Raw genomic sequence first — 24,881 nt, forward strand, 5'->3', positions numbered from 1 at the left:
GCTATCGTCCCGTTTCTAGTATTGATTAATTGTAGCCGGGGTTTTGTTGACTTTGGATTACTGTGTTGGCATCCACTTCGCCTAGAGGAATAGGTAAGAGTGTTTTATAGAATGTTCTATCTATGGTTTTATCTCTATGGATTGTTGAAATGTTGCCAAGGCCATCATCAAAAGTAATCGATTTATTCCAACGCATCATATCAAAGAAGCGGTGCCCTTCTGTAAAGAGTTCTTTTGACCGTTCGTTGGCAATCATGTCCATTGTGATGCTAGTCTGATCACTTGGAGTAAGATTGGGGGATCGCTTTCTGATTGCATTCAGATAAGTAGAGGCCTTTACTAGATCTGGGGTGTTATGACGTAAAGCCGCTTCTGCTGCTATAAGGTACACTTCTGATAATCGAATTACCTTAATATTTACTGCTGTCGTATTGCTTGGAGTCTTTTTATCACCTGCTAGGGTTGTACTTCCGCTATATTTATACGACGCACCAAATCTAGTATTCGAAGTCTCATCGTTGGACATGACGCCTTTTCTAACATCATTACTGTCTTCGTTCAAAAGATTAATAAAATCAGTACTAGCTGTAAAATAACCTGCCGCTATTGTGGTATTAGGATGACCTCTTCGACGGTAGTAAGCGCCAAGGGAAGTGTTGCCTAGATCTCCTTCTTTTGGATAGATCCCCAATTCGAAAATTGATTCTTTGCCAAATTCCGAAGTCCAAGAGCTTACCCATTCGCTATTCTCATAGAGTTTGTAGACATTAGGCGTGATAATCGATTCTGCAGCTGTTAATGCGTTAGTGAAATCTTCCATGTAGAGATAAGCTCTAGCTTGTATGGCTTTGTTTGCATAGTAGTTTAAGAATCCATCTGTTTTGGTTTTAGGCAATAACGATTCTGAGTCTTTTAGGTCTTTGAGTATCTGCGTGTAGTTTTCTTCTACCGTATTTCTGCCTAACTGATCTTGCATCGTCAGTCTGGTAAGAGTTATTGGTACACCTAAGGCAGTTTTGTTTTTACTATAAGGCTCTCCATATAAGCGAACTAGGTCAAAATAGATGATAGCTCTAGCAGTTAGAGCTTGCCCAATAGAACTGTTAAAGTTTTCTGTTGAGCCATTAGCTTTTAATTTCTCGATTTCACTTAATAGATCATTGATTTGTGCAATACAATGATAACCTTGGGACCAAATACTGGAGTAATTGTTCGTGTTTTTGGAGTGGTTGAATACATATAGGTAGTCATAGCCCCTGCCTTGAGAGGTAATCGTAATATCTCCTCCTTTTGTATCAGCATAGAGGGGAAAGTTACGTCCATAGTAGGATCCACTAGCCATTTTACTCATTAATCCTCGTACGATTACTTGAGCATCTGCTGCTGTTTGAATGGATTGATTGGCATCGATAGAATTTGTGGGAACGACGTCGAGAAATCCATTACATGAAGTGAATGTGCATGTTGCAAAGATGCAGGATGCCAATATAATATTTTTCATGATTGTCTAATTTAAGTTAAAAACTAAAGTCAATACCAAAAGTATATGTTTTAGCGATTGGTGTTTCCCAACCTCTGGTGCTATATTGGTTTACTTCTGGGTCTGCATTTTTATATTTGCTGAAAGTTAACAGGTTACTGCCGTTAAAGTACACACGAGCGCTACTGATTTTAACAGAATTTAATAATTCTTTTGGTAGGTTATACGCTAAAGATACATTTTTTAGACGCAAGAAAGAAGCGTCATAAAGATGACGACTACTGACTTGGTTAACATCTTCTAGGTCACGACCCGATACCATCGGAAAATAGGCGGATGTGTTATCAGGTCTCCACGTATCCTCTACAAAATATTGAGCATGGATACGTTCCCAATAATAGCCGTCATCAGCGACATCTCGATTCCCTGCGTCATATATTTTTCCGCCAATCTTGTAATTGAAGTTGAGGCCCAAAGCAAAGTTTTTGTATTCAACATTGGAGTTGATACCACCAAATAACTTGGGGATACCACTTCCTATGATAATTTGCTCAGCTTTTGTGTAATTGTTTGTGGCACCTCTACCTTTATATAGAAAGTCCCCTTTAGAATCATCATTAGGATCATTGACAAACCATACGTTTTTTCCGTTAGAAGGATCAGTTCCTGCCCATTCTAAACCGTAAAAAGATAAAGTTGGCTGTCCTTCTCTATACACCAAACGTGTGCGTGAATCACCTCCCGTTGGATCATACCATACTGCTTGTTCGCCTTCATTGAGCGAAACCACTTTTGATTTGATAGTAGCACCATTTACACTCAACGTCCATTTTACATTTTGATTATTAACAATATCCGACCCTAGTGTGAATTCTAGCCCTTTATTGTTAATTTGTCCCACGTTCTTCACAGAAGAGCTAAACCCTGTGATCATTGATTGTGGTACATCCTGTATCAGATCTTTGGTGTCACGGTTGTAATATTCTATTGTTCCAAATAGTTTGTTCTGTAGTATTCCAAATTCTAGAGCAATGTTGGATGCGTAATTAGTTTCCCAGGTTAGATTAGGATTGGGAGAGTTACCAATCCCTCCTCCTGGCCTGGTCATGTATTTATTGCCAAAAGTCACTAAAGGTCTCCAAGCATAGTTGTCTGTAGGTAGGGTTCCATTGACGCCGTAAGAACCTCTTAATCTTAGGCTGTTGATAGTAGAGATGTCTTTTAAGAAGTCTTCTTTTGCTAAATTCCAAGAAGCAGCTACTGACCAGAAATTACCCCAGCGAACATCAGGTCCGAGTTTTGATGAGCCGTCACGTCTATAGGATGCTGATCCGAAGTATCTTTCGTTATAGTTGTATTCTGCCCTGGATAGTACCGATAGCATGTTATTCCCCCAGCTGTATGCCGTTGCATCCAAGACTCCAGCTGTAGCCACAGTGTGTAATTCTGAATTGGGAAGATCAGTACCAGAGGAACGCATGTATTTAGTTTGGTTTTTTTCTGCTTCAAAACCAACTAAAAGCCCTAAACTGTGTAAACCAAAGGACTTGTTATAGTTTGCCGTTGTAGATGATACCAATTTTTCGACGTTTGTTGACATTTCTGAGACAGATCCGTAAACTGAAGAAGCAGCATAATGGTTTGCACTGAAGTATATATGATCTTTTGCTTCAGCATTATCATAGGAGAAAATCGTCTTGATATTTAATTCGGGTAATAAGAATAGAGTTAGTGAAGGAACAGCTGAAATTCTCCTCGTATTTGTGGAATTTTCCCATTCATTATTGTAGTAATCATGGTTTTGTGCATAGCTATTATAGCGTTCTGTCCACGGTTTTCCAGTCTTATAGTCTGTAGGCCAATAGAACGGCCAAAATAGATTTCTTGATTGAAATAGATAACTCGTACTTGTATTTCGAGTGTCATTTACTCCTGCTTGATTGGTGTTAGCGACATTGACATTAGCATTAAACTCTGCTATGGAGCCTATTTTCTGCGTAAGATTTACTCTTCCATTGATACGATCATAGTTGTTGATTACAGCTCGACTCTTATCAGAAGTATAGCCTAAAGAAGAAAAATAGCTCGTTGTTTCAGTACCGCCACTTATGGAAATGTCGTTCGTGTTGAATTTTCCAGTGCGGAAAAATACTTTATCCCAATCGAAGAATTTTCCCTCTCTATTTTCTATACCGTCTGTCTTTCCCTTAATAGTAACATTCTCAAACATGGAAGTCCCATTTGTTGAAAATTCGTAACCATGAATACCGAAACCATAACCTGAAGTGGGGTTACCAAAGCTAGAATTTAGGGATCCATCAGAATTATACCTCGCCCAATTCTTAGAGTTGAGGCGGAATAAGGTTTCTTCATTAGCTTGTTCAGGAGTTCTTCCTGAAGCTATCCTTGAATCATAAAGGATGCTGTAAAGCATATTGATTTGATCCTGAGGTGAGGCCGATTCATAATTATCTGTTGCCCAGGTTGGACTTAATGCAAGCGAGCTCTTAAAATTAACTTTTGGGCTCCCTTTTTTTCCTCTTTTTGTAGTTATGATAATAACACCATTTGCTGCTCTAGATCCGTAAAGCGAAGCCGCTGCGGCATCTTTTAAGACAGTAAGGCTTTCAATGTCATTTGGGTTAAGCGTGCTCATCACGTTATTGGAAGTAGCAATCTGTCCGGACATCTGAGAAATGTCTCCCGATACGACAGGAATTCCGTCAATGACATAAAGAGGTTCGTTCGAAGCATTCATAGAACCTATACCTCTTAATCGTATAGATGAAACAGCTCCGGCTTGTCCTGAGTTGGTTGTTACAGTTAAGCCTGCTACTTGTCCTGATAATGCTTTTTCAAATGAAGTGACAGGTTGTTTGTCGATGTCTTTAGCGCTAACAGTTGCGGCAGAACCTGTAAATGTACTTCTCTTTGCTGTGCCATATGCAACCACCATGACTTCGTCAATGGATTGCTCATCTGAAGTTAGAGTCACGCTAATTGTCTTGCGACCCTTCAGCTGGATCTCTTGAGAGACATAGCCGACTGCCGAAACCATTAAAGTGGCATTTTGGTCTGCATTTAGCGTGAATAGTCCACTTGCATTGGTAGACCCTGCGGTGGAGGTGCCTTTGACCGTGATGGTCACGCCTGATAAGGGAGCACCATTTTGGTCACTGACCTTGCCAGCTACCGAAATCTGCTGCGCGTTTACAACCTGTAAACCAGCGCTCGCCATCACACATAGTGTGGTGAGTAGATGATTTTTCATGATTAAGGTTTTTTAGTTTATAATTTTTAAGTTTTATTTGGTACTCTGGTCGCCTTGCGACCAGAGATTTGTTTTTGTTGGTGTTAGGCGTTTTGTAGAACACCTATACCAGGACGGTCTGGCAGTATACACTGTCCATCACGTACTGTCATTCCATCATAAATATCATTTCCGATCAGTAATGCTCCATCCAGATCAGCCCAATCGACCAATGGAGCTAATTGTGCTGCTGCTGAAATAGCACAGGATGTTTCGGTCATACAGCCGAGCATCACTTTCATTTCTAATGCTCGTGCTAATTCAGCCATTTGTTTTGCTTCACGCATTCCTGTACATTTCATTAACTTGATATTGATACCCGAATAGACATCTTTTAACTTCGGAACATCGGCTAGACGTTGGCATCCTTCATCGGCGATAGTTGGGATGGGGGAGTGTGCTGTCAACCAGGCATTCTCATCGATCATCTCTTTGGGCATCGGTTGTTCTAAGAATACGACATTTCGCTCATGTAACCAATGGGCCATCTCTAGAGCTTCTTCTTTGTTTTTCCAACCTTGATTGACGTCGGCACATAGTGGCACATCCGTTACCGAACGGATAGTCTCTATAATCATTTTATCGGTGTCAAGACCTAACTTGACTTTTAGAATCTTAAATTGCTCCGCTTCCTTTACCTTCTTGCGGATCATCTCTTCACTGTCTATGCCTATGGTATATGACGTAGGAGGAATACGGTCTGGATTCAATCCCCATATTTTATAAAAAGGCTGTTGCATAATCTTGCCTAACAAGTCATGTAGGGCGATATCCAAAGCTGCCTTTGCTGCCGTGTTTTTTTCTTGGAGCATGTCGACATAGTGAAGGATTTCTTCTGTTTCAAATGGCGAAGAAAAGTGACTTAGGTCGATTTTACGCAGAAAATTACATACGCTTTCTTGGGATTCACCAAGATACGGGGGCATACTGGCCTCTCCATATCCGATGAGCCCTTCATATTCTATTGCTGTCAATACTACAGGGGTAGTGGTCCGACTAAAGGACGCAACTGTAAAGACATGACGCATTTCTAGGGTGTAAGGCCTAAAGCGTAATGTGAATTTACCCATTGTTATTGTTTCCCAGGAATTATTGCTCATGGTGTCTTTTGTGTTTTATTTTTTGTAGAATGGGTTGTCTTGTATAGCTACGATAGCATGATCATTGGCTCCGATATAACGTTTTGCTGCAACGACGGTTCTGGTTTGAAAGTCATCGTAATTGCTTGCGTCCTTTAGCATCGAATTGATACGTACTGTGCCTGCTGAATGTATAAATTCTCCGTTGCCGATATACAGGGCTACGTGTGTCACACGTGCATTGGGATTACTCGCTTTACCAGCTGCAAAGAACAGCAGATCGGCTGGTTTTAGATTTTTCAAAGCCTTTGAAGCATCAAAATGCCCTTCTGCATCTAGAATATCTACTGCTTCACCGGCTAGGACTTGTTGAGAAGCATCGCGTGGAATTACATAGCCGTTCATAAAGAATGCTGTTTTAGTGAAACCGCTGCAATCTACTCCTTTGACGGATGTTCCACCCCATAGGTAGGGGAGTCCTAACATGCTCTTGGCACTGTTCAACACATTGTCGGCGGTTAGGTTTCTCGAAGTTATCCAATCTTGTAGTGCCAAAGCTTCATCTTTGGGTACATAGCCAATGCGTCCATCGGGATAGGCAACTTCGTAGAATTGGGAAGTTTCTTTCTCCAGCGCCAGGATATTACCATAGACTAGGTCCGATATACGGATACTTTTTACATCTGGCTTGGAGTAAGCTTTTCCAAAATCATTGGTATATACTATTTTTTGACGGTTTTTCCATTGTTGTACTTCTGCTGTAGTCATTGGAACAAGTGAAGAGGTCGGTACCCATGATATATACCCCTCTGGTGTACGTACTCGATATTCACCATTCGACTTTTGTAATATGTCTACCTGTGTGCCCAGTATCGCCTGAGAAGCCATTTCGGAAGCATGTCCCGGTTTGGTCCGCAGATTTGCTACGGATAAATTGATAATTCCGACATTTTTTGTGCCTACTGATGTGTCGGGGTATAGCTTAACTTTTATTTGTGCTCCACTTTTTTGCAATTTCTTTTCAAGAAATGGAAGAGCATTCGATTCCGTAGTCTGTATGACATAGGTGTTCTTTTGTAAGTCTGCACTTGTGATCTCGATCAATTTGGTTCTCTTGTCTGGTGCAAATTGTGCTTTGGCGTCTTCTATAGCAGCGACAACAATTTTGTATTTTGTTGAATCGACTTGTGCAGTACTATTGACCGATGAAAATAAAGCTAATACCGGAAAACAATAATAAGTAAGTTTTTTTATCATAATCATAATCTCAACCTTGAGGGGATTCTATAAAGTAATATCTAATTTACAATAAAATGCATAAAAATGCAATTTTTACGGAATTAATTAGGAATTTATGCGTTTTATTCGGAAAAAGCAATAAAAAAACAAATATCATCGGTTAATCTGACGATATGGAGATTGTGCTGTTTACTTGTTCTAAAAAATAAAAGGAGCTATTTTTATAGCTCCTTTTATTTTTTAGAACAGGCCAATCTGACCACCGTCATCGGCTTGGAGATCGTCCGGATTGGTGATTTCCAGTGTGATGGAGTCGGTTGTATCTGTGTTTTTTTCCGTTTCTGTAGCCGGCGGAACCGCTAGGTCAATCTCTTCGCGCAGACTTGTTACTTTCTGTACGTTGTGGAAAGACAATCTATTACCCTGTGCTTTTATTTTCTTGACATCAATGAGTTCGTTTAACGATTGTTCTATTGTCTCGGGTTGTTGGGATTTACCTTTAAGTTGGTCGATCTTAACGAGAGGCTCAGGGTTGTTGGTCAATAGAATCAGTTTTGAACCAGGTTCTTCATTAATGAAGGATACACGTTTTCCGATTTGTATATCTTCAAAGACAAAGCGTTTTACATAGAATGCACCGGATTTTCCGTCTTTATGTACCGCTGTGTACACATGGTTTGGAAGATGCTTTTCGATACGGATCATTTTTTCGTCGAAATGATTATTGAGGTCGAAATTCGAAAGTTCGAAAGAACCGTCCTGGAAGACCTGCAATATTTTGTCATCACCATCAAACTCACCAAGGAATTTACCTCTTTCTTCCGCATTTAGTCGCTTCAATACTTCGTCGTACCATATTTTGCGGCCTGCTAGGGTGGAAACTCCAGCGCTTTTGAATGTGATTTTCTTAACAGGGTATTTGGATACGATATTCCCCATAGATGCCCTGCCTTTAATCGCTATCTCTGCAAAATCTTGGTCAAACGTCAGTTTTCGCAACTTGGTGTGCGGTTTTAGCTGAATGTTTACCACCTCAGCCTCGCCATTTGGATTGGCTGTGAAGTACAGAACCTTCGACCCCTTAGTTCCCTTGCTGATATCGTAATCTTTGTCACGGGTTACAGCTGTTACGGCAAAGCGCTTAATATAGGTAGTTCCATTTGGACCGTCTTTATATATTGCATTATAGATAGTGCGTTCGTCTCCCTTTTTGAAAACGGCTACATGGATGATATCTTTACCCACAAATACTTTGTCCTGTACTTTTACAACGCTGTACTTGCCATCTTCACGAAATACAATGATATCGTCAATATCAGAACAGTCGGATACGAATTCATCCTTCTTCATTCCTGTTCCGATGAATCCTTCTTCCCGGTTGACGTATAGTTTGGCATTTGCTAAAGCTACCTGTGAAGCCTCTACTTTATCAAATACACGGAGTTCAGTTTTTCTTTCGCGACCCTTAGCGTATTTCGTATGTAGTCTTTCGAACCAGCTGATGGTGTATTCCGTCAGTTGACGAAGGTTTTTCTTGACTTCCTTGATTTCATCCTCCAATGCTTTCATTTGTTCATCCGCTTTCTTGACATCAAAGCGTGTGATACTGCTCATTGGTTTGTCAATAAGCTTCTTATAGTCTTCTGCGGTTATTTCGCGATAGAACTGGTCAAAGAATGGTGTGAACAGTCGGGTTAAGACTTGGGTCACCGTATCAAAATCTCCGGAGTTTTCGTAATCCGGATGCTTGTACATCCCTTCTTGGATAAAGATCTTAAGTAAGTTGCTGAAGAATATCTTCTCTTGAAGTTCGCGCAGGCGGATTTCTAATTCTTGTTTCAAGAGATCCTTTGTCTGCACGGTATTTTCGATCAAGATGTCATTCACACTCATAAAGTGTGGTTTGTTTTCCTTGATGACACAGGTATTTGGAGATATCGATGATTCACAGGATGTAAATGCGTAAAGTGCATCTATGGTGACATCTGGTGATATACCTGGCGCCAAGTGAACGATGATTTCTACATGTTCTGCGGTATTATCTTCAATTTTTTTAATTTTTATTTTACCCTTGTCGTTTGCAGAGACGATACTTTCGATCAGGCCACCCGTAGTCGTTCCGTAGGGGATTTCTGTAATCGCTAGTGTTTTTTTATCCCGTTCCTCTATTTTAGCTCTGACTCTGATTTTGCCTCCACGTTGTCCTTCGTTATAATTGGATACGTCGGCCAGTCCTCCTGTTGGAAAGTCTGGGAATATATTTGGTCTTTCGCCTTTTAATACCTGAATGGATCCCGCTATAAGTTCAATAAAGTTGTGCGGCATGACTTTGGTCGCTAAACCTACTGCGATACCTTCTGCTCCTTGGGCCAATAATAGCGGGAATTTGACAGGAAGTGTAATAGGCTCTTTGTTACGGCCGTCATAGCTTAGCTGCCAATCTGTAGTATCTGGATTGAACACAACCTCGTTCGCAAATTTAGAAAGCCTTGCTTCGATATAACGTGGTGCTGCTGCAGAGTCTCCTGTGACTGGATCCCCCCAGTTACCCTGGCATTCGATCAATAGGTCTTTTTGACCGATCTGTACCATCGCATCTCCAATTGAAGCATCCCCATGCGGGTGGTATTTCATGGTATTACCTACGACATTGGCTGCCTTATTAAAGCGGCCATCATCCATTTCTTTTAAAGAATGAAGGATACGGCGCTGCACCGGTTTAAAGCCATCATTGATATGAGGCACCGCTCGATCGAGTATAACATAAGAGGCATAGTCTAAGAACCAGGTTTCGTATAATCCCGATAGAGGGATGGTATTACTAGCCTGTTCGCTATCCTGTTGTGGGTTGTTTTCTAAGTTATTGTCCTCAGGATCGTTTATTTCATCAATCATTTACGTTACTTTAAAATTATACTAAGCGTGACTTAAGGGCTGTTTCTAATAGGGTAAAATTACAAAAATCTTTGTAATTTTTGGTATTTGAAATTTGGATAAGAGAAGATACTAGGCTGTTCGGTATTTAACCATATTGGTATAAAAGTCAGTATTTGGACACAAATATGACGAACTAATCTTTCGAATGTTATTTATGAACATTAATTTTGTGTTAACCTTTTTTGGAAATTATATTATTAGGCACAAATTGAATCAATCGATTTATGGCAAAGAAAAACTACGTTTCAAATTCAACAGAGTCTACCCGAATGTTTAAGAATGATTTCTTAGAATCATTGACAAAAGTTCATTTTACAGTTCCTCTGATTTTTTGGATTCCCGTAATCATTTACTTTATTCGCAAATCTTATGTAGTGGGTGAGATGTCGGTGGGAAATATTGTCTTGTACTTTTTATTTGGGCTCGCTTTCTGGACATTTGCGGAGTATATTCTGCATCGTTGGGTATTCCATTTCGAACCCAAGAGTAAGTTTGGACAGCGTATCCATTTTATCTTCCACGGGGTGCACCATGATTATCCAAAAGACCGCTTGCGTCTGGTGATGCCACTTTCGGCAAGTATCCCGATGGCTACGATTATCTATCTTATTTTCTATCTTTTCTTTTCAGAATTTACGCTCGCTTCTTTCTTTGCAGGTTTTTTATTTGGTTACCTGATTTATGACGAGTGCCATTATGCGATGCATCATGCAAACTTTAAATCTGGTCTGTTCAAAAAGATTAAAGATCACCACATGTTGCACCACTACTCGGATCCTGAAAAAGGGTTTGGCGTGAGTTCGGCAATCTGGGATAAAGTCTTTAACTCTGGTTTCCCAAAGAAAGAGAGCAAAAAGAAATAAGCAGTCTTTACATTAGACTAGGGTTTATTGGACAGGCTGTCTTGCTGTAAGGAAGCTTCGTAAGCAGCTTTGTCCTCGTCATCCATTTCGGTGTCGAGATCATCTTCCTTATAGCGTCCCAGCTTGATTTTGAAATTTTCGGATGTACCATTGATACGCATCGGTATTCCTAATATTCCAAGAGGAGGCAGTCCCAGTCTGAATCCAATATTCATTCGTCCATCTAATGTGACTTGTCCTTCAAAGCGAGGGCGAAAGCCTGCCATCTTCATCTTCGTCCGCTCGATGGTCATGACATTGTTTTTGATAGCGCTGTGAATATTGACTTTTTTGAGTTCTCCGTCTAGGAAGCCCTCTTTAGAAGTCGCTTTACTGATGCCGTTGAGGAGTTTGAAGTTCTTGAATCGGATCTGATCTAAGCTGAGTACACCTTCCCCCTGTATGGAGGGCATTATTGGATCCATATTGGCATTTAGTAAACCTGCTAACTGGTAGTCTAAGGATATGATGCCATGGGCATCTTTGGCGGAGGTTACCATTTGTTGAAACATTGGGATCTCTCGGTAGGCACGTTGTATATCGAAACTGTCAGCCTTGACCTTAAAGTCAAATTTGGCTTTGTAAGGAGACAGGGGCTGATAATTCATCTGCATATCCGTGGTAAGCCCTGCGACTTGAAAACCTGTGTTTTCAAGGGCGAGTTTGCCGTCTTTTAATTTAAGATTACCTCTGAAATTTTGTAACAGCAACTGGTCATAGGCTACTTGATCTACTGCTCCTAATACTTCAATATCCAGGTTTTTGGGCAGCAGTACGACACCGGAGTTGTTCGTTGGTGCTGCGGTTGCACTACTGTTGGATGTACTGAATGCCATAAAATCATTGACATTGATTTTGCGACTGTGTATATCAAAGTTTCCCTTCAATATATCGGTGTCTAGTGTTAGGTAATTTATAATATTGTTGATATAGCCTTTGACGCTAAGTTCATTGCGCCCGTATTGCGCTACAAATTTGTCGAAGTTGAGTTTTTCCTGTTTGAAGGAGAACTTTCCGCTCTTGATCTGTACGGGCTGTGGTAGTAATTCGGTTTCGACCTTTATGTTGCCAATATCGACGTATCCCTCATTTTTTAGGCGGTTGTATCTGCCTTGTAGAGCATCACTTTGCAAACCTGCCAAATCCAGGTTGGTACGGATATAACCATCGACATGGGTGCCTTCTAGGGCAAATATCTTATATATAGGTCCTAAGTTCAGTTTTCCCTTGGACTGAATCGCGTATTTGACGTTGTTGAAATTCTGAAAATCAGCGTGTAGAAAAAACGGTTCTCCAGCAAGTTTAAAGGATATTGGCAAAATTTTGACGTTAAGGTCCTTTAAGGAACCTTTCTTGCTATTGATATATGTTTCTACTTGTATTTCCTCTAGGGGAACGGGGTAGTCTGCTGTCATGAAATAGCCGTTCTTCATCGTAACCGTGGCACTTGTCTCCGGTATGATATTTTTTTTCAGGTCCATAAACCCTTGGGATATAATATTAACGAATATATTGCCCGCGATTTCTACGTCCTGGATCGGGTATATTTTCTTAATATCCGAAAGGTCGATATCAGCTTGTATGTTAGCATCTAGGTGGGGTTTTTGAAAATCTTTGATATCAGCATGTCCCTTTATGAAATTGTTTAGGGCGGCAATATCAATATCTTTTAAAGCAATTTTTGCATTCTTGATGTTATGATCCGTTCCTGTTGCCTCGAGTGCATAGTTGATCTTTTCGATAGCAACAGGTAGGGTACTTAACTTAAAGTATCCGTTTTTTAATGTGTTTTTTATATTGAATGTGGGAATGGAAGCAATGTAGACTTCCTTTTTGTTACGTAACCCGTAGGTCAGTGTATCTGTGGCATAAGTGCCGTCTATTGTGCCATTCAGATCCAGCTGTCCGGCGAATGTGAAGTCTGGCCATTGCACAGCCTGGTAAAGGCTGCCCAGGTCGAGTGAACTATTGACCGTGGACTGTATCTGCATAGGGTCTACTCCTGATAGGTGTCCTTCTGTTTTGAAAAAGCCATTGGCTATCTTAAATTCAAATTGGCGCAGGTCTATAGCTAGAGAATCGGGGTTCATTTGTGGTAAATTTACCTTGAATTTGGCATTCCATCCCGATATCGGTGTTTTGGCATTTTTGTAGGCGAGGTATCCGTCATTGATGATCAGTCCCAAGCTTAGGTTTGGCATTTTATGTTCGTCGGCGATATAGTCTCCCTCGAGATTCATGAATACTTCGGATGTTCCTTTTACTTGGGTATCTTTTAGCCAACCAGCATATGCTTTGGGCACTAGGGAAAGTAGTTCGTTTAGTGTACTTTCCTGTGATTTTAGTTTGAAGTCCAGGTGGTATCCATTAGTCAAAAAGGCGAATGAACCCTTGAAGCGAACAGGGAGCCGATTGATGCGTATGTCATTTTTTTCAAATACAAAGGAGAGATCATTGGTATTGATCTGAGTAATAAGCTGCGCATCTATACTTTTGTGTTCGATATACCGTTCGTGGTCAAACATGAAGGAAAATGCTTCAATCTTAGCATTGGTCTTTAGATCAAAAATAGAAGAAGTCAGATCTCCCTTGCCTTCGTAATCGATGTTTTTAGCTTCGATAAGCATGGGGAGAGAGGCATCGAAGTAGTGGAGGTCGATGTTTTTTAACTTTAACAGTTTGAAGGCTATCTGTCCATCTGATGTTTCGTCGCTCTCGCTTTGTGTCGTAGTATCCGGATTGTTATAGATGTTATAGTTGGCAGCACCGAGTGAGTCTACCAATACATTGATGTTCCCGTCTGTGATGATGAGTTTGTCGAGGACAATTTTGTCTTTGAACAAGGACAGTACATCAATACCAATACTGATTTCTTTAACACTCAATAATGTGCTGTCCTGAAAAGGTGCGGAGCCTTTTAGTTGTACGTCGTGTACCGAAGTGGTCAAGGAAGGGAAGTGGGTAAAGAAACTGATGTCGATATCGCGGTAAGCAAGTGTTCCGTTGATCGTCTTGTTGGTCATCTCTTTGATGGTCGCATTGATTTGATCTTTAAAAAAGTAAGGGATAGCGACCATTGCTATCAAAATGGTGGTTGTTAAACCTAGGATAACGTATAGAATACGCTTTGATATGCTTTTATATTGTTTGTTGGGCATGGTAGTCTTGCTAATGGTGTTGCAAAACTGCTAAATTTTAAGGAGAATAAGGGGACAGAGAGGGATAAAAATTTTGAATCTTAAGGAGATGAGGGGGGAGAAGTTTAAGGAACATTTTTTTAGCGCCTCTATGCCGGCGCAAGGCATGTTACTTTTGTCTTGACACAAAAGTAACCCAAAAGTCAAGGCTGTACCTTATTTGTTGTTCCAGTGACGCTATGGTGTAAGCGCAGCCCAAGGTCTCCTTCACGCTACCCCTCTTAAAGACTAGGGGCTACTGGAGATATTGCAATCTGATAAGAATCGGTATGCACTATACCTACTTTCACGGCCAAATAAGCTAAGGCCGTTTTGTATACTTTACACTGATTGTTCGCAATTTCTTACACTTTTGAAAATGTCACCTTGGCGGGTTGCCAATTGTAGTAATGGTGATCCGTTGTGGCAAGCCGGCACAGTGACGCGCTTTTACCTCCTTTTGGCAAGACAAAAGGAGGAGCCAGTCGCGGCTTGAGCGACAAAAAGATATCGATAATAAACCTTCTTTTAAAGCTAACACTTACTTCTCAAAACCATACTTCTTTTCAAGAACTTTAAAATGCAGCTCTTTCTTTTCTTTTAGAAGCAGGTCATAACCTTCTTTTAGATTTTGCCAGAATGCTAAAGTTGCTTCGTTGACATCGGCCTTATGCTTCGCTATGTTTTCATCTGTCATTTCAAAAGGGAAGATATATACTGGAATGTTTTGCTGTCCAGCTTCTTTGGCCCATAGGGCATAGAGGTATATTTCTTTGATCAGGTCATCGGTCATTGGCAGGCAACCTACAGTTTCGCATTTTCCATGAATAAAGATGTCTGAACCGGTATAGCCTAAGCTTTTGTCCAGCTCGTTGGGGTAGTTTAAACCTAAAGAAAGATAGTATAGACTTTGGGGATTAAAACGATCGATGTGGTAGAAACCTTCAGGTACTTGTTTGTCTCCTTCTGCTTTTTTTGGACCTAGTATTCCAGAACGTTTACATATTGGGTAGGTATGCAGGAGGTTATAGGTGCTTTCTGTTGTCGCTTTTGCATACAGCTCCAGTCTGTCTGCATTTTTGTAGGCAACAAGCAAGATGTTCAGCTCTTCCGTGTTTAGTTTTTTTGAAGCCAACAGTTTCTTGAGTTGACCTTCTTTTTCCTCTTTCGCTACTGCAACACGGTCTTCAGTATGCTGTTGCTTCGGTTGGTTTTGACAGGAGAGAGTTATCAATAGTATCATTAAACCTGAGATTATTTTGTGCATGGGTTTTTCTTATTTGGCAATTTTTTAGGTGTGGGCGATTTCTTTACGGATACGGCTCAGGGAAGTGTCTGTGATACCCAGATATGTAGCGATATATTTTAGAGGCGCCTGTTGTATGATCTGTGGCCGTTCGTGCATCAGCTGTAGATAGCGCTTGGTGGCAGGTTCGGTAATCATCTCGGTTGCTCTTTTTTTACTCTGATAAAGCTCAAATGCCATCCATGCCCGTCCCCATTCACGCATTGCAGGTATGTGGTGGAATAGCTCTTGGAAATCGTCAAATTTCACTTTCCATAGAGTACAGTCGGTCAGGCATTGGATATACTCTTGGGTGGGGACGCGTTGAAATAACGAGGCGACCTCGATAGCCACTTCTTGGTTCCCTTTGAAGTCGGTAGTGATCTCATTGCCTTCGTAATCGTAGAGATAGGAACGAACCAATCCGCTTTCTACAATATAGTATTCGTTGGCGACCTGATCTTTTTGTAACAGGAAATCTCCTTTCGACTTTAGTACTTTCTCATGGGCTTGACCTATTAGCTCGAAGTCTTTGGTTTCAAATAAAGGGTGTTGGTATACGTAGCGTAATATTTCCATTGTTGGATCTAATTTAGCCCAAGTTAAGGAAATGCATCAAAATTCTATAATTCTATTAGAAGGGATCTTCGACTTGAAATGTGATTTCTTTTTTTGTACTGGGGTGTATAAATTGAATAAAGCCGGCATGTAAATGCAGCCGATCTGCACGTCTGCCATAGAGGTCATCCCCGCATATTGGGGCATTTAGTCCCTGTTGGTGGGCAGAATGTACCCGTAATTGATGGGTGCGACCTGTGAGAGGGAAGTAGTGGATACGTGTTTTTTCTCCCTCGATAGCCACTACCTTGTATTGCGTGCGTGCATTTTTGCCATGCTCATAACATAGCATTTGGCGGGGACGGTCCTCGAGGTCGACCCGTAGTGGAAAGTCTATCGTTCCTTCCTGGCTTTCAATAATACCATCCAATAAAGCGGTGTATCTTTTTTTAACGGTATGTCTGATAAACTGGTCTTGTATAAATTGGTGTGCCTCTTTATTCTTAGCCAGAACAAGGATGCCTGATGTTGACATATCGAGCCGATGTATGATCAGCGGTCCTGTTATTTCAGGATTACGTGCTTGTATTCTGGTTTGTACAGAATCTTGGATGTGTATACCCGGAACGGACAGGAATTCTTCGGGTTTGTTGACCACAATGATATCGTTGTCTTCAAATAATATGGGCAATTCTTTTTCCGAGGCAGGGTTTTCCAGTAGAGGATTAGGATCTACATCCAGTCCTTGTAGCATGTGGCTTAATATGGGCTCACATTTTCCTTTGCAAGCCGGGTAGAAATATCGGTGTTTTCTGATCTCGGAACCTGGAGAGGCTCCCCACCAAAACTCGGCCATGCAAACAGGGATGAGTTCATTTTGATAGGCGTACTGTAATAGCTTGGGCGCGGCGCATTCTCCCGCACCTGCGGGTGGGAGCATGTGTATGGCTTCCTCAAATATCGGTAATAGTGATTTTGAATAACCGTTGGCATTTAAAAAAATATATTGATCAAATAGCTGCTGCTGTAGATTCGCTGACAGTTGCTTTCGGAACTCCTTCTTTTCTGTAATTTGAAGCAAAAGGGTCTCTAGTTGCCGTTCTATCTTGTTGATACTTTCTTTGGTCTGTTGCTTGAGGATATCATATTCGTGTTGATCTCTGTAGCTTTGTTTGACCAGGTCCTGTTCCAGAGTAAGGTATTCTTCATCAGAAAGTAGTGAGCGTTGTGCTGTGCGTATCTCTTTGCGTTGCTTTTTGTTCTGTTTGTGCAGATTTCTCATGTTGCTCAAAGCGCTGGCTACTTGTTGCTCGGTGTCAGTCAATTGTTTTTGGAGAGCTGGAATATCAGGAAGGGACTCTAAGTTTTCAATCTCCCGGTTGAGTTGATTTATCGTAGCTTCTTGTCGTAAAAAGAAACCATCGGGATTGAGCATGTCAAAAAGTGGAGGGACGAAATATTTATGAATATTGGTGCCTGCTAATTTTCCTGAACAAGCGGCTAGATAACCTAATGTACCTTGTTTGTTTTCAACGACTAATACACCAAACATCTTACCGATAGGATTACCGCCCTGTCCTTGATCAAGACCAAAATTGTGCTGAAAGTCTTGTTGTTCGCTTAGGTACTGTTGCAATTCCTGCGCAGCCTGTAGGCTGAGCGGATGTGGGTCATAACAGAAAGGAAAGGTGAATCTTTTGGGCTTCTCCATTTTATTAATGTCCTGTTTAAACGTATGGAAAAAAGGTGTCGATTCATTCATCTCGCTTCAATTCTTTATGAAATGCAAAAGTAGGAAGAAATATATTAAGAAGTTATGAGGTTAAGAAGTTATCGAGTTATCAAGTGAACTGGATCACTCGATAACCAGCATAATAACTGACTTAAATATTACATGATAACTTCTGAAATGATTCGAAAAATGGGTAACTTGTAATACTTCAAAAAACGATATACTTATGCGAGATAAAAGACGATTGGGGAGCTCTTCCCTGGAAATAGTTCCTTTGATATTTGGTGGAAATGTATTTGGATGGACCTTGGATCAACAGGCTTCTTTTGGTATTTTGGATGCTTTCAAAGATCTAGGCTTTAATGCGATTGATACAGCTAATAATTATTCGCATTGGGTTCCCGGCAACAAGGGAGGCGAATCGGAAACTATTATTGGTAACTGGTTACAGGAGCGGGGAGGCCGCAGTGATGTCGTTCTGATGACTAAGGTGGGAGGTCGCTTTGGGTATGACAGTAAGCCAAATGTACGGGGAACCTATATTAAGGAGGAGGTGGAGAACTCGTTGAGACGATTGCGTACAGATTATATTGATCTTTATCAAACACATTATGATGACGAAGCTATTCCTGTGGAAGAGACTTTGCGTGCTTATGATGATTTAATACAGGAGGGTAAGGTCCGTTTTATCGGTGCTTCGAATATATCTCCAGAACGTCTGGTAGAAAGTCTGGATACTTCGGTGGAGAAAGGCATTGCGTCTTATGTTTCACTTCAACCTGAGTATAATCTTTATGATCGGTCCAAATTCGAGAACTTGTACGAAAAAATAAGTTTTGAAAAACAAATTGGCGTTATTCCATATTATTCATTAGCGAGTGGTTTCCTGACTGGAAAATATATAGCAGAATCCGACTTCGGTCAATCTGCTCGCGGGGCGGATATTCAAAAGAAGTATTGGAATGATCGTGGGCGTCGTATTGTGACCGCGCTTAAGGAAGTAGCCGATTCTTATTCTGTTTCTGCCTCAGCTGTAGCATTGGCTTGGTTGCTTGCACAACGTGCGGTTACTGCTCCTATAGCGAGTGCGACGAAGAATCAACATATGGATGCCTTTGTCGAGGCTGTCAGTTTACGATTGGATGCTGCTAGTTTGGCAAAATTAGAACTGGCAAGTAGTTAGAGAAGCTGAAAGGTAGAATTTTAAATAGTTAAGAAGTTAAATCAAATTATACATATCATGAAAGCAAATATTGGAATTAAAGAAAAGGATACAGCAGCGGTTGCTGTGTTATTGAACAAATTATTGGCTGACGAAAATGTATTGTACATCAAAGTCCGTAATGCACATTGGAATATTGAGGGAGTGGATTTTCATGCACAGCATTTGTTTTTTGAGGGAATATATGATGAGTTGGCAGAATTGATCGATGAGATCGCTGAACGTGTACGTGCTATCGGGCATTATGCTGTGGGCACGATGAAGCAGTTTTTGGAGCTTACGCAGCTTACAGAGATGAAATATGGTAAAAATGATAGCCAAGGTTATATCAAAGAGTTGTTAGGTGACTTTGAGAGCTTGATCATTACGCTCCGAGAGTATATCGAGACGGCGGAGAAGCATGGTGATGCAGGTACGGAGGATTTCTTGGTGGGTATTCTTGGTCAGCACGAAAAGACAGCATGGATGCTACGAGCACATCTAAAATAGTAGACCTACAAAGGCTTTCGGAAACGGAAGCCTTTGTAGTTATTTAGACAATTAACTTTTTGTATTACCTATTGCGCGAATGCAAAGCATTTTGCATAAGTTTGTACTTTGTTAACATCATTAACATCTAAGTATTAAATATGATTATTCAACCACGTGTAAGAGGTTTTATCTGTTTGACTTCACACCCTGAAGGAACAGCACAGAATGTTAAAAACCAAATTGAATATGTAAAATCAAAAGGCAAAATCGCCAATGGTCCCAAGAAAGTATTGGTTATAGGAGCTTCTACAGGCTTCGGCTTGGCTTCGCGGATTACGGCTGCTTTTGGTTCGGATGCAGCTACTATCGGTGTCTTTTTTGAGAAGCCGGCTGCTGAGGGTAAGCCAGGTACTGCTGGATGGTATAACACCGCAGCATTTGAGAAAGAAGCACAGTCTGCTGGCTTATATGCTAAGAGTATCAATGGTGATGCATTCTCGGATGATATTAAAAAGCAAGCTATTGAGTTGATTAAGAAAGACTTGGGTCAAGTTGACTTGGTTGTTTATTCTTTAGCATCTCCTAGACGTACACATCCAAAAACTGGTGTTGCACACGCTTCTGTATTGAAGCCCATTGCTAATCCTTTTACGAATAAAACAGTGGATTTTCATGCTGGAGTAGTTTCTGATATTTCGATCCAACCGGTAGAAAATGAGGAAGATGTAGCCAATACTATAGCCGTAATGGGCGGAGAGGATTGGAAGTTCTGGATCGAAGATCTGAAAGCTGCTGGTGTATTGGCTGACGGAGTGAAGACTGTAGCTTATTCTTATATCGGCCCTGAGCTTACTTATCCTATCTATAGAAATGGTACGATCGGTAAGGCAAAAGATGATTTGGAAAATACAGTGCCGGTTATCAACGATTTGTTGAAAGACCTGAACGGTATTTCTTATGTATCTGTAAACAAGGCTTTGGTTACACAGTCTAGTTCAGCTATTCCGGTAGTTCCTCTATATATTTCATTGCTTTACAAAGTGATGAAAGCTAAAGGCATCCATGAAGGGACGATTGAGCAAATGCAGCGCTTATTTGCGGACCGTCTTTACAGTACGGATGGAAAACTTACTTTGGATGAAAAAGGGCGTATTCGTGTCGATGACTGGGAAATGCGTGCTGATGTACAGGAAGAAGTAGCAAAACTTTGGGATGAGGCTACTACTGAAAACTTGGAAGAAATTTCGGATATCAAAGGATACCGTGATGAGTTCTTTAACCTTTTCGGTTTCAACTTCCCTGAGGTAAATTACGAAGCAGATACGAATGAGGTCATTACTGTCCCGAGTATAGAAGGCTAGTTTTAGTCTCCTGTCTTGAAATATAATAAAAGCCATCTCGAAGTCAATTCGGGATGGCTTTTATTATAATAGTTTAGATTTTTGCTTTTCTTTCTTTGAAAAACTGAGTGATCTCTTTTAGGCTGAACGCATTAAGGCATTTTTCTTTTGTCAGTCCTCCTTTACGGGCTACATATATGCCGTAATGCATATCCAAGAGTCCTTCTGTGCGGTGGGCATCAGGGTTAATGGAAAGAAGCACACCTTTTTCTAACGCATAACGGTGCCAGCGCCAGTCCAAATCGAGACGTAAAGGATTGGCATTGATTTCAATGACTACGTCGTTCGCGGCACAGGCATCTATAACCTTTTTGAAGTCTAGTGGGTATCCGGCTCTAGAGAGCAGTAAGCGTCCCGTAGGATGTCCTAAGATTGTTGTATAGGGGTTTTCAATTGCTTTGATCAATCGAGCAGTGGCCTTTTCCTCATCCATCTTTAGGTTGCTGTGTACCGAAGCGACTACGAAATCAAATTGAGCCAATATTTCGTCAGGATAATCTAGGGAACCGTCGGAGAGTATATCGCTTTCTATTCCTTTAAAGATCTTGAACGGAGTGAGCTCTTGGTTTAGCTTGTCCACTTCAGCCCATTGTTGCTGTAGGCGCTCCTCTGTCAGACCATTGGCATATACGGCGGTCTTGGAGTGGTCGCAGATACCAAAATAAGAGAGCCCTAATTGATCTTTGCAGTATAAAGCCATTTCTTTTAGACTGTGCACACCATCCGAGTAGGTGGAGTGATTGTGGACAGTGCCCTTTACATCGCCAAACTCTATTAATTTGGGAAGGTTGTGTGCCTGCGCCAATACTACTTCGTCCAGGCCCTCACGTAGTTCGGGAGCGATGTAATCCAGTCCCATAGCCTGGTATATATCAGTCTCGGTTGCTGCAAGAGGGAGTATTGGATTTATTTCTTTTAGTAAATCTAAATGTGCCTCTGAACCTGTGCGGAGCAGCCAATCCTGAGCAAACGTATATGTAGTCGAGGTATATATGATAAAAGGGCAGGTCTGCTCGTCTTTAAAGGAAATGCTGTTGTTGTTTTGGTGGACTTCCAGTTCATAGTTTAATCCGGCAATAGCCTTTTGCAAGCTAGAAAGATCGGTATCTACGATCAATTCTACTTGTGACAGTACTTCGCATTTTCTACGGAAATCGCCTGTGAATTCTACGTGATTATTGGGGATTGCCTGTTTTAATTTGCTTAATAAGGTGTCGGCGGAACTCTCCACTTTGGCATATAAGAACCATCCCTGATTTGCCAAAGAAAACTCAATTGCCTTTTTGATGTCCTCTTGCGTTTTTAAGCCAAAGCCTTTCGCTTCGATAAGTCTATTTTCATTGCAGGCATAGTACAATTCTCCTACGGATTCTATTTCTAGGTCATTCCATATGGTCTGCACTTTTTTAGGGCCCAGTCCTTTGATTTTGAGTACTTCGAGGATTCCCTCTGGAGTTTTGGCAAGCAGTTCATCCAATTCCGGAAAAGTGCCAGTGGTAATAATTTGTGTTATTTTTTCTGCTGTACTCTTACCGATGCCTGGTTGTTCGCTGAGTTTTTCAAGACTTGCTTCTGCTGCTTGGAAGGGCAGTTTATCTATTTTGAACGAAGCACTGGCCACGGCTTTACTACGGAAAGGGTTTTCATTATGCAGTTCCATTAATTGACCACATAGCTTAAAAGTGCGTGCTATCGTTTTATTGTCCATATTTATATAAATTTTGAAGGTTGTCCAAAGTTAACAAACTTAACTTGTGTTCGGAATAGTTACCAGGGGATACTTGTTTTTTTGAATGGTGTAGATGAAAGGAATATTAAAATATTTTTTGTTGTTGCTGGGACGGAGCCTTCTTTGTTTTTCAATTTAAAGGTATTCCCCCCTTTTTGTGGGTTTGCTTGACGAATAGAGAAGCAAACAAATCAAGATTTGGGTTCTTTCTGATTTCTTAACGCGACAGCGTCCTAGGTCGTTTTCTTTAGCTTTTTCTTAATTTACGGAAACCTTCTAGTAGATGCAGATTGAACGTGACCTGGTAGCGTATGGAGTCAAAGGTCGCGAAAGTAGGCAATAATCAAGAAGTAAACTACTAGCAGATCCTTTCACCTTGAAATGTCACCTTGTCGGGGTACTGGTTGGAGGAATGGTCCTGTATCTCACAATAAAGGCTATCCTTTTGAGATAGCCTTTATTGTAATCTTATTTTACTGTCTGTTCTTTGTCGTGATTGATAGGTAACGGTCTTTCGTATTTGTTGACGATCAGTCTTATGCCGGAATTCTTTGTTAAGAATTTGATAGACCAGTTGACGAAGGTTACGACTTTGTTGCGGAACCCGAAAATGGAGACTAAGTGAACGAACATCCATGTCAACCAAGCGATAAAGCCTTTCATATGCAGTTTGCCCATGTCTACGACTGCTCTATTACGACCTACAGTAGCCATAGAGCCCTTGTCGAAGTATTTGAAGTTTTCTTCGTTGGGTTTTTCTGAAATGATATTCATGATATGCTGTGCCACATATTTACCCTGTTGCTGGGCAGCAGGTGCTACTCCAGGAAGCCCTCTAGGGGTGTCTTCTGTGATCATAGCAGATACATCACCGATTGCATAGATGCCATCAAAACCTTCTACTTGGCATTGTCCGTTAGTACGGATGCGGTTACCTCTTTCGATATAATCTGCGTGTATGCCTTCGGGAAACTGTCCTTTTACTCCTGCACCCCAGATTACTGTTTTGGTCGGTATGCTCTCGCCGTTATTGAATGTGATGGTATTGCCGTCATAACCTGTTACCTGTGTGCTGAGCATAACCTTGACACCAAGTTCTTTGAGATAACGTTCGGCATCCCGTGATGACTTTTCCGAAAGTGCTCCCAATATTTTACCTGTACCTTCGACCAGGTAGACTTTCATTTCATTTTCAGCAAGTTCGGGATAGTCTTTTTTCAACATGTGCAGTTGAATTTCGGCGATAGCGCCCGAAAGCTCAACTCCTGTCGGTCCACCTCCTACGACTACGAAGTTAAGGTAACGTTCGCGATCAGATATGTTTTTGCGAAGAACAGCCTCTTCTAGATTTTGTAAAACGTAGCTTCGGATATTTAAGGCTTCTTTGATACTTTTCATCGGTAGTGAATATTTTTCCACTTCTGCATTACCAAAGAAATTGGATGTTGCTCCTGTTGCGATGACCAGGTAGTCGTAATCATACACGCCCACAGAGGTGTGCACTTCCTTTTTGTCTTTATCTATGCGTAATACTTCAGCCATACGGAATCGGAAATTCTGCTGCGACTTAAACATTTTACGAATAGGAAAGGAGATGGCATCTTCCGCCAGGGTTCCTGTAGCCACTTGATACATCAAGGGTTGGAAAGTATGAAAATTGTTTCGATCGATCAATACGACTTCTACCTCTTTGTCCTTAAGCTTGCGCGCAACTTCCACACCTCCAAAGCCTCCACCAATAATGATTACTCGAGGGAAAGAACGTTCTGTACGATTCAACAACATATATCGTTAGTTTTTATTGTTATAAATTAATGCAAATATCTTAAAAAAATATAATATTTCAATAGCAAATTTTTATTGATATCACCTTATTTTTATGATTAAAACAGTGTTGTCTACCGCTTGAAGGCCTTTCTAGTTGTTTAAACAATATTCACTTAGTGTTTCTTGTACACAGTTTATTGTAGCGCTCCTCTTAACCTAATCGATAATCCATGGTCTTGATCTGTCAGGTGAATCTGACAGGCTAATCTGCTGTTGTCGTCTGCATCCGGCAGGGTATCCAGCATGTCAAGTTCTTGATCCTCAGGTTCGGCAAGATTCTCTCCTCCCGATTTGATTTCTACGTGACATGTGGCACACAGTGCCATTCCTCCACAGGTTGCAAGGACCTCGTATTCGGATGCCTTTAGAATTTCCATCAAGCTAAAATTAACATCCGTGGGAACTTCGATGGTCGCTGTGCTGCCATCTCTGTCTTCTATTTCTATTTCGATGATGTGGTTTTCCATTTTTATGTTCTATTGTTATCTTGTTAACATGTTATCTTGTTAACTCGTTCACTTGATAACATGTTCA

The 24,881-nt window shown here is 41.0% G+C and carries 16 protein-coding genes; 4 read left to right on the forward strand and 12 right to left on the reverse strand.

Going from position 1 to position 24,881, the window contains the following annotated elements; translation table 11 throughout:
• Positions 1-25: 25 nt before the first annotated feature.
• From M472_RS31730 to M472_RS31750, 5 genes are all read right to left on the reverse strand, one after another.
• Entirely contained in the window at positions 26-1,501 is a 1,476-nt protein-coding gene (locus tag M472_RS31730) for a RagB/SusD family nutrient uptake outer membrane protein (RefSeq protein WP_021069925.1), read from the reverse strand.
• A gap of 16 nt (positions 1,502-1,517) precedes the next feature.
• Positions 1,518-4,751, reverse strand: coding sequence for a SusC/RagA family TonB-linked outer membrane protein (locus M472_RS31735; protein WP_021069926.1), 3,234 nt, complete (start codon positions 4,749-4,751; stop codon positions 1,518-1,520).
• 83 nt (positions 4,752-4,834) lie between these two features.
• Positions 4,835-5,890 carry a dipeptide epimerase gene (locus M472_RS31740; RefSeq protein WP_022829312.1) on the reverse strand — a complete coding sequence of 352 codons (1,056 nt, stop codon included), beginning with the start codon at positions 5,888-5,890 and terminating at the stop codon, positions 4,835-4,837.
• A 15-nt stretch (positions 5,891-5,905) separates the two neighbouring features.
• Entirely contained in the window at positions 5,906-7,126 is a 1,221-nt protein-coding gene (locus M472_RS31745) for a C40 family peptidase (RefSeq protein WP_031301583.1), read from the reverse strand.
• Between the two features lie 222 nt (positions 7,127-7,348).
• Positions 7,349-10,003, reverse strand: coding sequence for a DNA gyrase/topoisomerase IV subunit A (locus M472_RS31750; protein ID WP_021069929.1), 2,655 nt, complete (start codon positions 10,001-10,003; stop codon positions 7,349-7,351).
• Between the two features lie 266 nt (positions 10,004-10,269).
• On the opposite strand from M472_RS31750, the gene M472_RS31755 reads away from it, so the two are divergent.
• Complete coding sequence (locus tag M472_RS31755; protein ID WP_021069930.1) at positions 10,270-10,908, forward strand: sterol desaturase family protein; 639 nt, start codon at positions 10,270-10,272, stop codon at positions 10,906-10,908.
• 17 nt (positions 10,909-10,925) lie between these two features.
• On the opposite strand, the gene M472_RS31760 is transcribed toward M472_RS31755, so the two are convergent.
• The 4 genes from M472_RS31760 to M472_RS31775 form a co-directional block, all read right to left on the reverse strand.
• On the reverse strand, positions 10,926-14,105 hold the full coding sequence (locus M472_RS31760) for an AsmA family protein (protein ID WP_021069931.1): 3,180 nt from the start codon (positions 14,103-14,105) through the stop codon (positions 10,926-10,928).
• 559 nt (positions 14,106-14,664) lie between these two features.
• On the reverse strand, positions 14,665-15,366 hold the full coding sequence (locus tag M472_RS31765; RefSeq protein ID WP_200859610.1) for a L,D-transpeptidase family protein: 702 nt from the start codon (positions 15,364-15,366) through the stop codon (positions 14,665-14,667).
• Between the two features lie 48 nt (positions 15,367-15,414).
• On the reverse strand, positions 15,415-15,987 hold the full coding sequence (locus M472_RS31770) for a Crp/Fnr family transcriptional regulator (protein WP_021069933.1): 573 nt from the start codon (positions 15,985-15,987) through the stop codon (positions 15,415-15,417).
• Positions 15,988-16,042: 55 nt separating this feature from the next.
• A complete protein-coding gene (locus M472_RS31775) occupies positions 16,043-17,677 on the reverse strand; it encodes an RluA family pseudouridine synthase (RefSeq protein WP_235049493.1) in 1,635 nt (544 codons plus the stop codon).
• Between the two features lie 247 nt (positions 17,678-17,924).
• Here M472_RS31775 and M472_RS31780 point away from each other — a divergent pair, with 247 nt between their 5' ends.
• The 3 genes from M472_RS31780 to fabV all read left to right on the forward strand — a co-directional run bounded on the left by M472_RS31780 (position 17,925) and on the right by fabV (position 20,752).
• Complete coding sequence (locus M472_RS31780) at positions 17,925-18,881, forward strand: aldo/keto reductase (protein ID WP_021069935.1); 957 nt, start codon at positions 17,925-17,927, stop codon at positions 18,879-18,881.
• Between the two features lie 57 nt (positions 18,882-18,938).
• A complete protein-coding gene (locus tag M472_RS31785; protein WP_021069936.1) occupies positions 18,939-19,409 on the forward strand; it encodes a Dps family protein in 471 nt (156 codons plus the stop codon).
• Between the two features lie 140 nt (positions 19,410-19,549).
• Positions 19,550-20,752 (forward strand): enoyl-ACP reductase FabV, encoded by a 1,203-nt coding sequence (fabV, locus tag M472_RS31790; RefSeq protein WP_021069937.1) that lies wholly within the window; start codon positions 19,550-19,552, stop codon positions 20,750-20,752.
• Between the two features lie 73 nt (positions 20,753-20,825).
• Here the strand turns inward: fabV and M472_RS31795 are convergent, their stop codons facing one another.
• The 3 genes from M472_RS31795 to M472_RS31805 all read right to left on the reverse strand — a co-directional run bounded on the left by M472_RS31795 (position 20,826) and on the right by M472_RS31805 (position 24,814).
• Positions 20,826-22,499, reverse strand: coding sequence for a DNA polymerase/3'-5' exonuclease PolX (locus M472_RS31795; RefSeq protein WP_021069938.1), 1,674 nt, complete (start codon positions 22,497-22,499; stop codon positions 20,826-20,828).
• A gap of 489 nt (positions 22,500-22,988) precedes the next feature.
• A complete protein-coding gene (locus tag M472_RS31800; protein ID WP_021069939.1) occupies positions 22,989-24,305 on the reverse strand; it encodes an NAD(P)/FAD-dependent oxidoreductase in 1,317 nt (438 codons plus the stop codon).
• 176 nt (positions 24,306-24,481) lie between these two features.
• Positions 24,482-24,814, reverse strand: a complete 333-nt coding sequence (locus tag M472_RS31805; protein ID WP_021069940.1) for a 2Fe-2S iron-sulfur cluster-binding protein — start codon at positions 24,812-24,814, stop codon at positions 24,482-24,484.
• Between the last annotated feature and the right edge of the window lie 67 nt (positions 24,815-24,881).

It is taken from the genome of Sphingobacterium paucimobilis HER1398, from assembly GCF_000416985.1.
Classification (GTDB): domain Bacteria; phylum Bacteroidota; class Bacteroidia; order Sphingobacteriales; family Sphingobacteriaceae; genus Sphingobacterium; species Sphingobacterium paucimobilis.

What these genes read in the sequence shown, in the direction of transcription:
- M472_RS31775 (WP_235049493.1), bottom strand. Translation starts at nt 17,677, where the DNA reads ATGGAGAAGCCCAAAAGATTCACCTTTCCTTTCTGTTATGACCCACAT.
- M472_RS31795 (WP_021069938.1), bottom strand. Translation starts at nt 22,499, where the DNA reads ATGGACAATAAAACGATAGCACGCACTTTTAAGCTATGTGGTCAATTA.
- M472_RS31785 (WP_021069936.1), top strand. Translation starts at nt 18,939, where the DNA reads ATGAAAGCAAATATTGGAATTAAAGAAAAGGATACAGCAGCGGTTGCT.
- M472_RS31765 (WP_200859610.1), bottom strand. Translation starts at nt 15,366, where the DNA reads ATGATACTATTGATAACTCTCTCCTGTCAAAACCAACCGAAGCAACAG.
- M472_RS31800 (WP_021069939.1), bottom strand. Translation starts at nt 24,305, where the DNA reads ATGTTGTTGAATCGTACAGAACGTTCTTTCCCTCGAGTAATCATTATT.
- M472_RS31805 (WP_021069940.1), bottom strand. Translation starts at nt 24,814, where the DNA reads ATGGAAAACCACATCATCGAAATAGAAATAGAAGACAGAGATGGCAGC.
- fabV (WP_021069937.1), top strand. Translation starts at nt 19,550, where the DNA reads ATGATTATTCAACCACGTGTAAGAGGTTTTATCTGTTTGACTTCACAC.
- M472_RS31735 (WP_021069926.1), bottom strand. Translation starts at nt 4,751, where the DNA reads ATGAAAAATCATCTACTCACCACACTATGTGTGATGGCGAGCGCTGGT.
- M472_RS31755 (WP_021069930.1), top strand. Translation starts at nt 10,270, where the DNA reads ATGGCAAAGAAAAACTACGTTTCAAATTCAACAGAGTCTACCCGAATG.
- M472_RS31750 (WP_021069929.1), bottom strand. Translation starts at nt 10,003, where the DNA reads ATGATTGATGAAATAAACGATCCTGAGGACAATAACTTAGAAAACAAC.
- M472_RS31780 (WP_021069935.1), top strand. Translation starts at nt 17,925, where the DNA reads ATGCGAGATAAAAGACGATTGGGGAGCTCTTCCCTGGAAATAGTTCCT.
- M472_RS31740 (WP_022829312.1), bottom strand. Translation starts at nt 5,890, where the DNA reads ATGAGCAATAATTCCTGGGAAACAATAACAATGGGTAAATTCACATTA.
- M472_RS31730 (WP_021069925.1), bottom strand. Translation starts at nt 1,501, where the DNA reads ATGAAAAATATTATATTGGCATCCTGCATCTTTGCAACATGCACATTC.
- M472_RS31745 (WP_031301583.1), bottom strand. Translation starts at nt 7,126, where the DNA reads ATGATAAAAAAACTTACTTATTATTGTTTTCCGGTATTAGCTTTATTT.
- M472_RS31760 (WP_021069931.1), bottom strand. Translation starts at nt 14,105, where the DNA reads ATGCCCAACAAACAATATAAAAGCATATCAAAGCGTATTCTATACGTT.
- M472_RS31770 (WP_021069933.1), bottom strand. Translation starts at nt 15,987, where the DNA reads ATGGAAATATTACGCTACGTATACCAACACCCTTTATTTGAAACCAAA.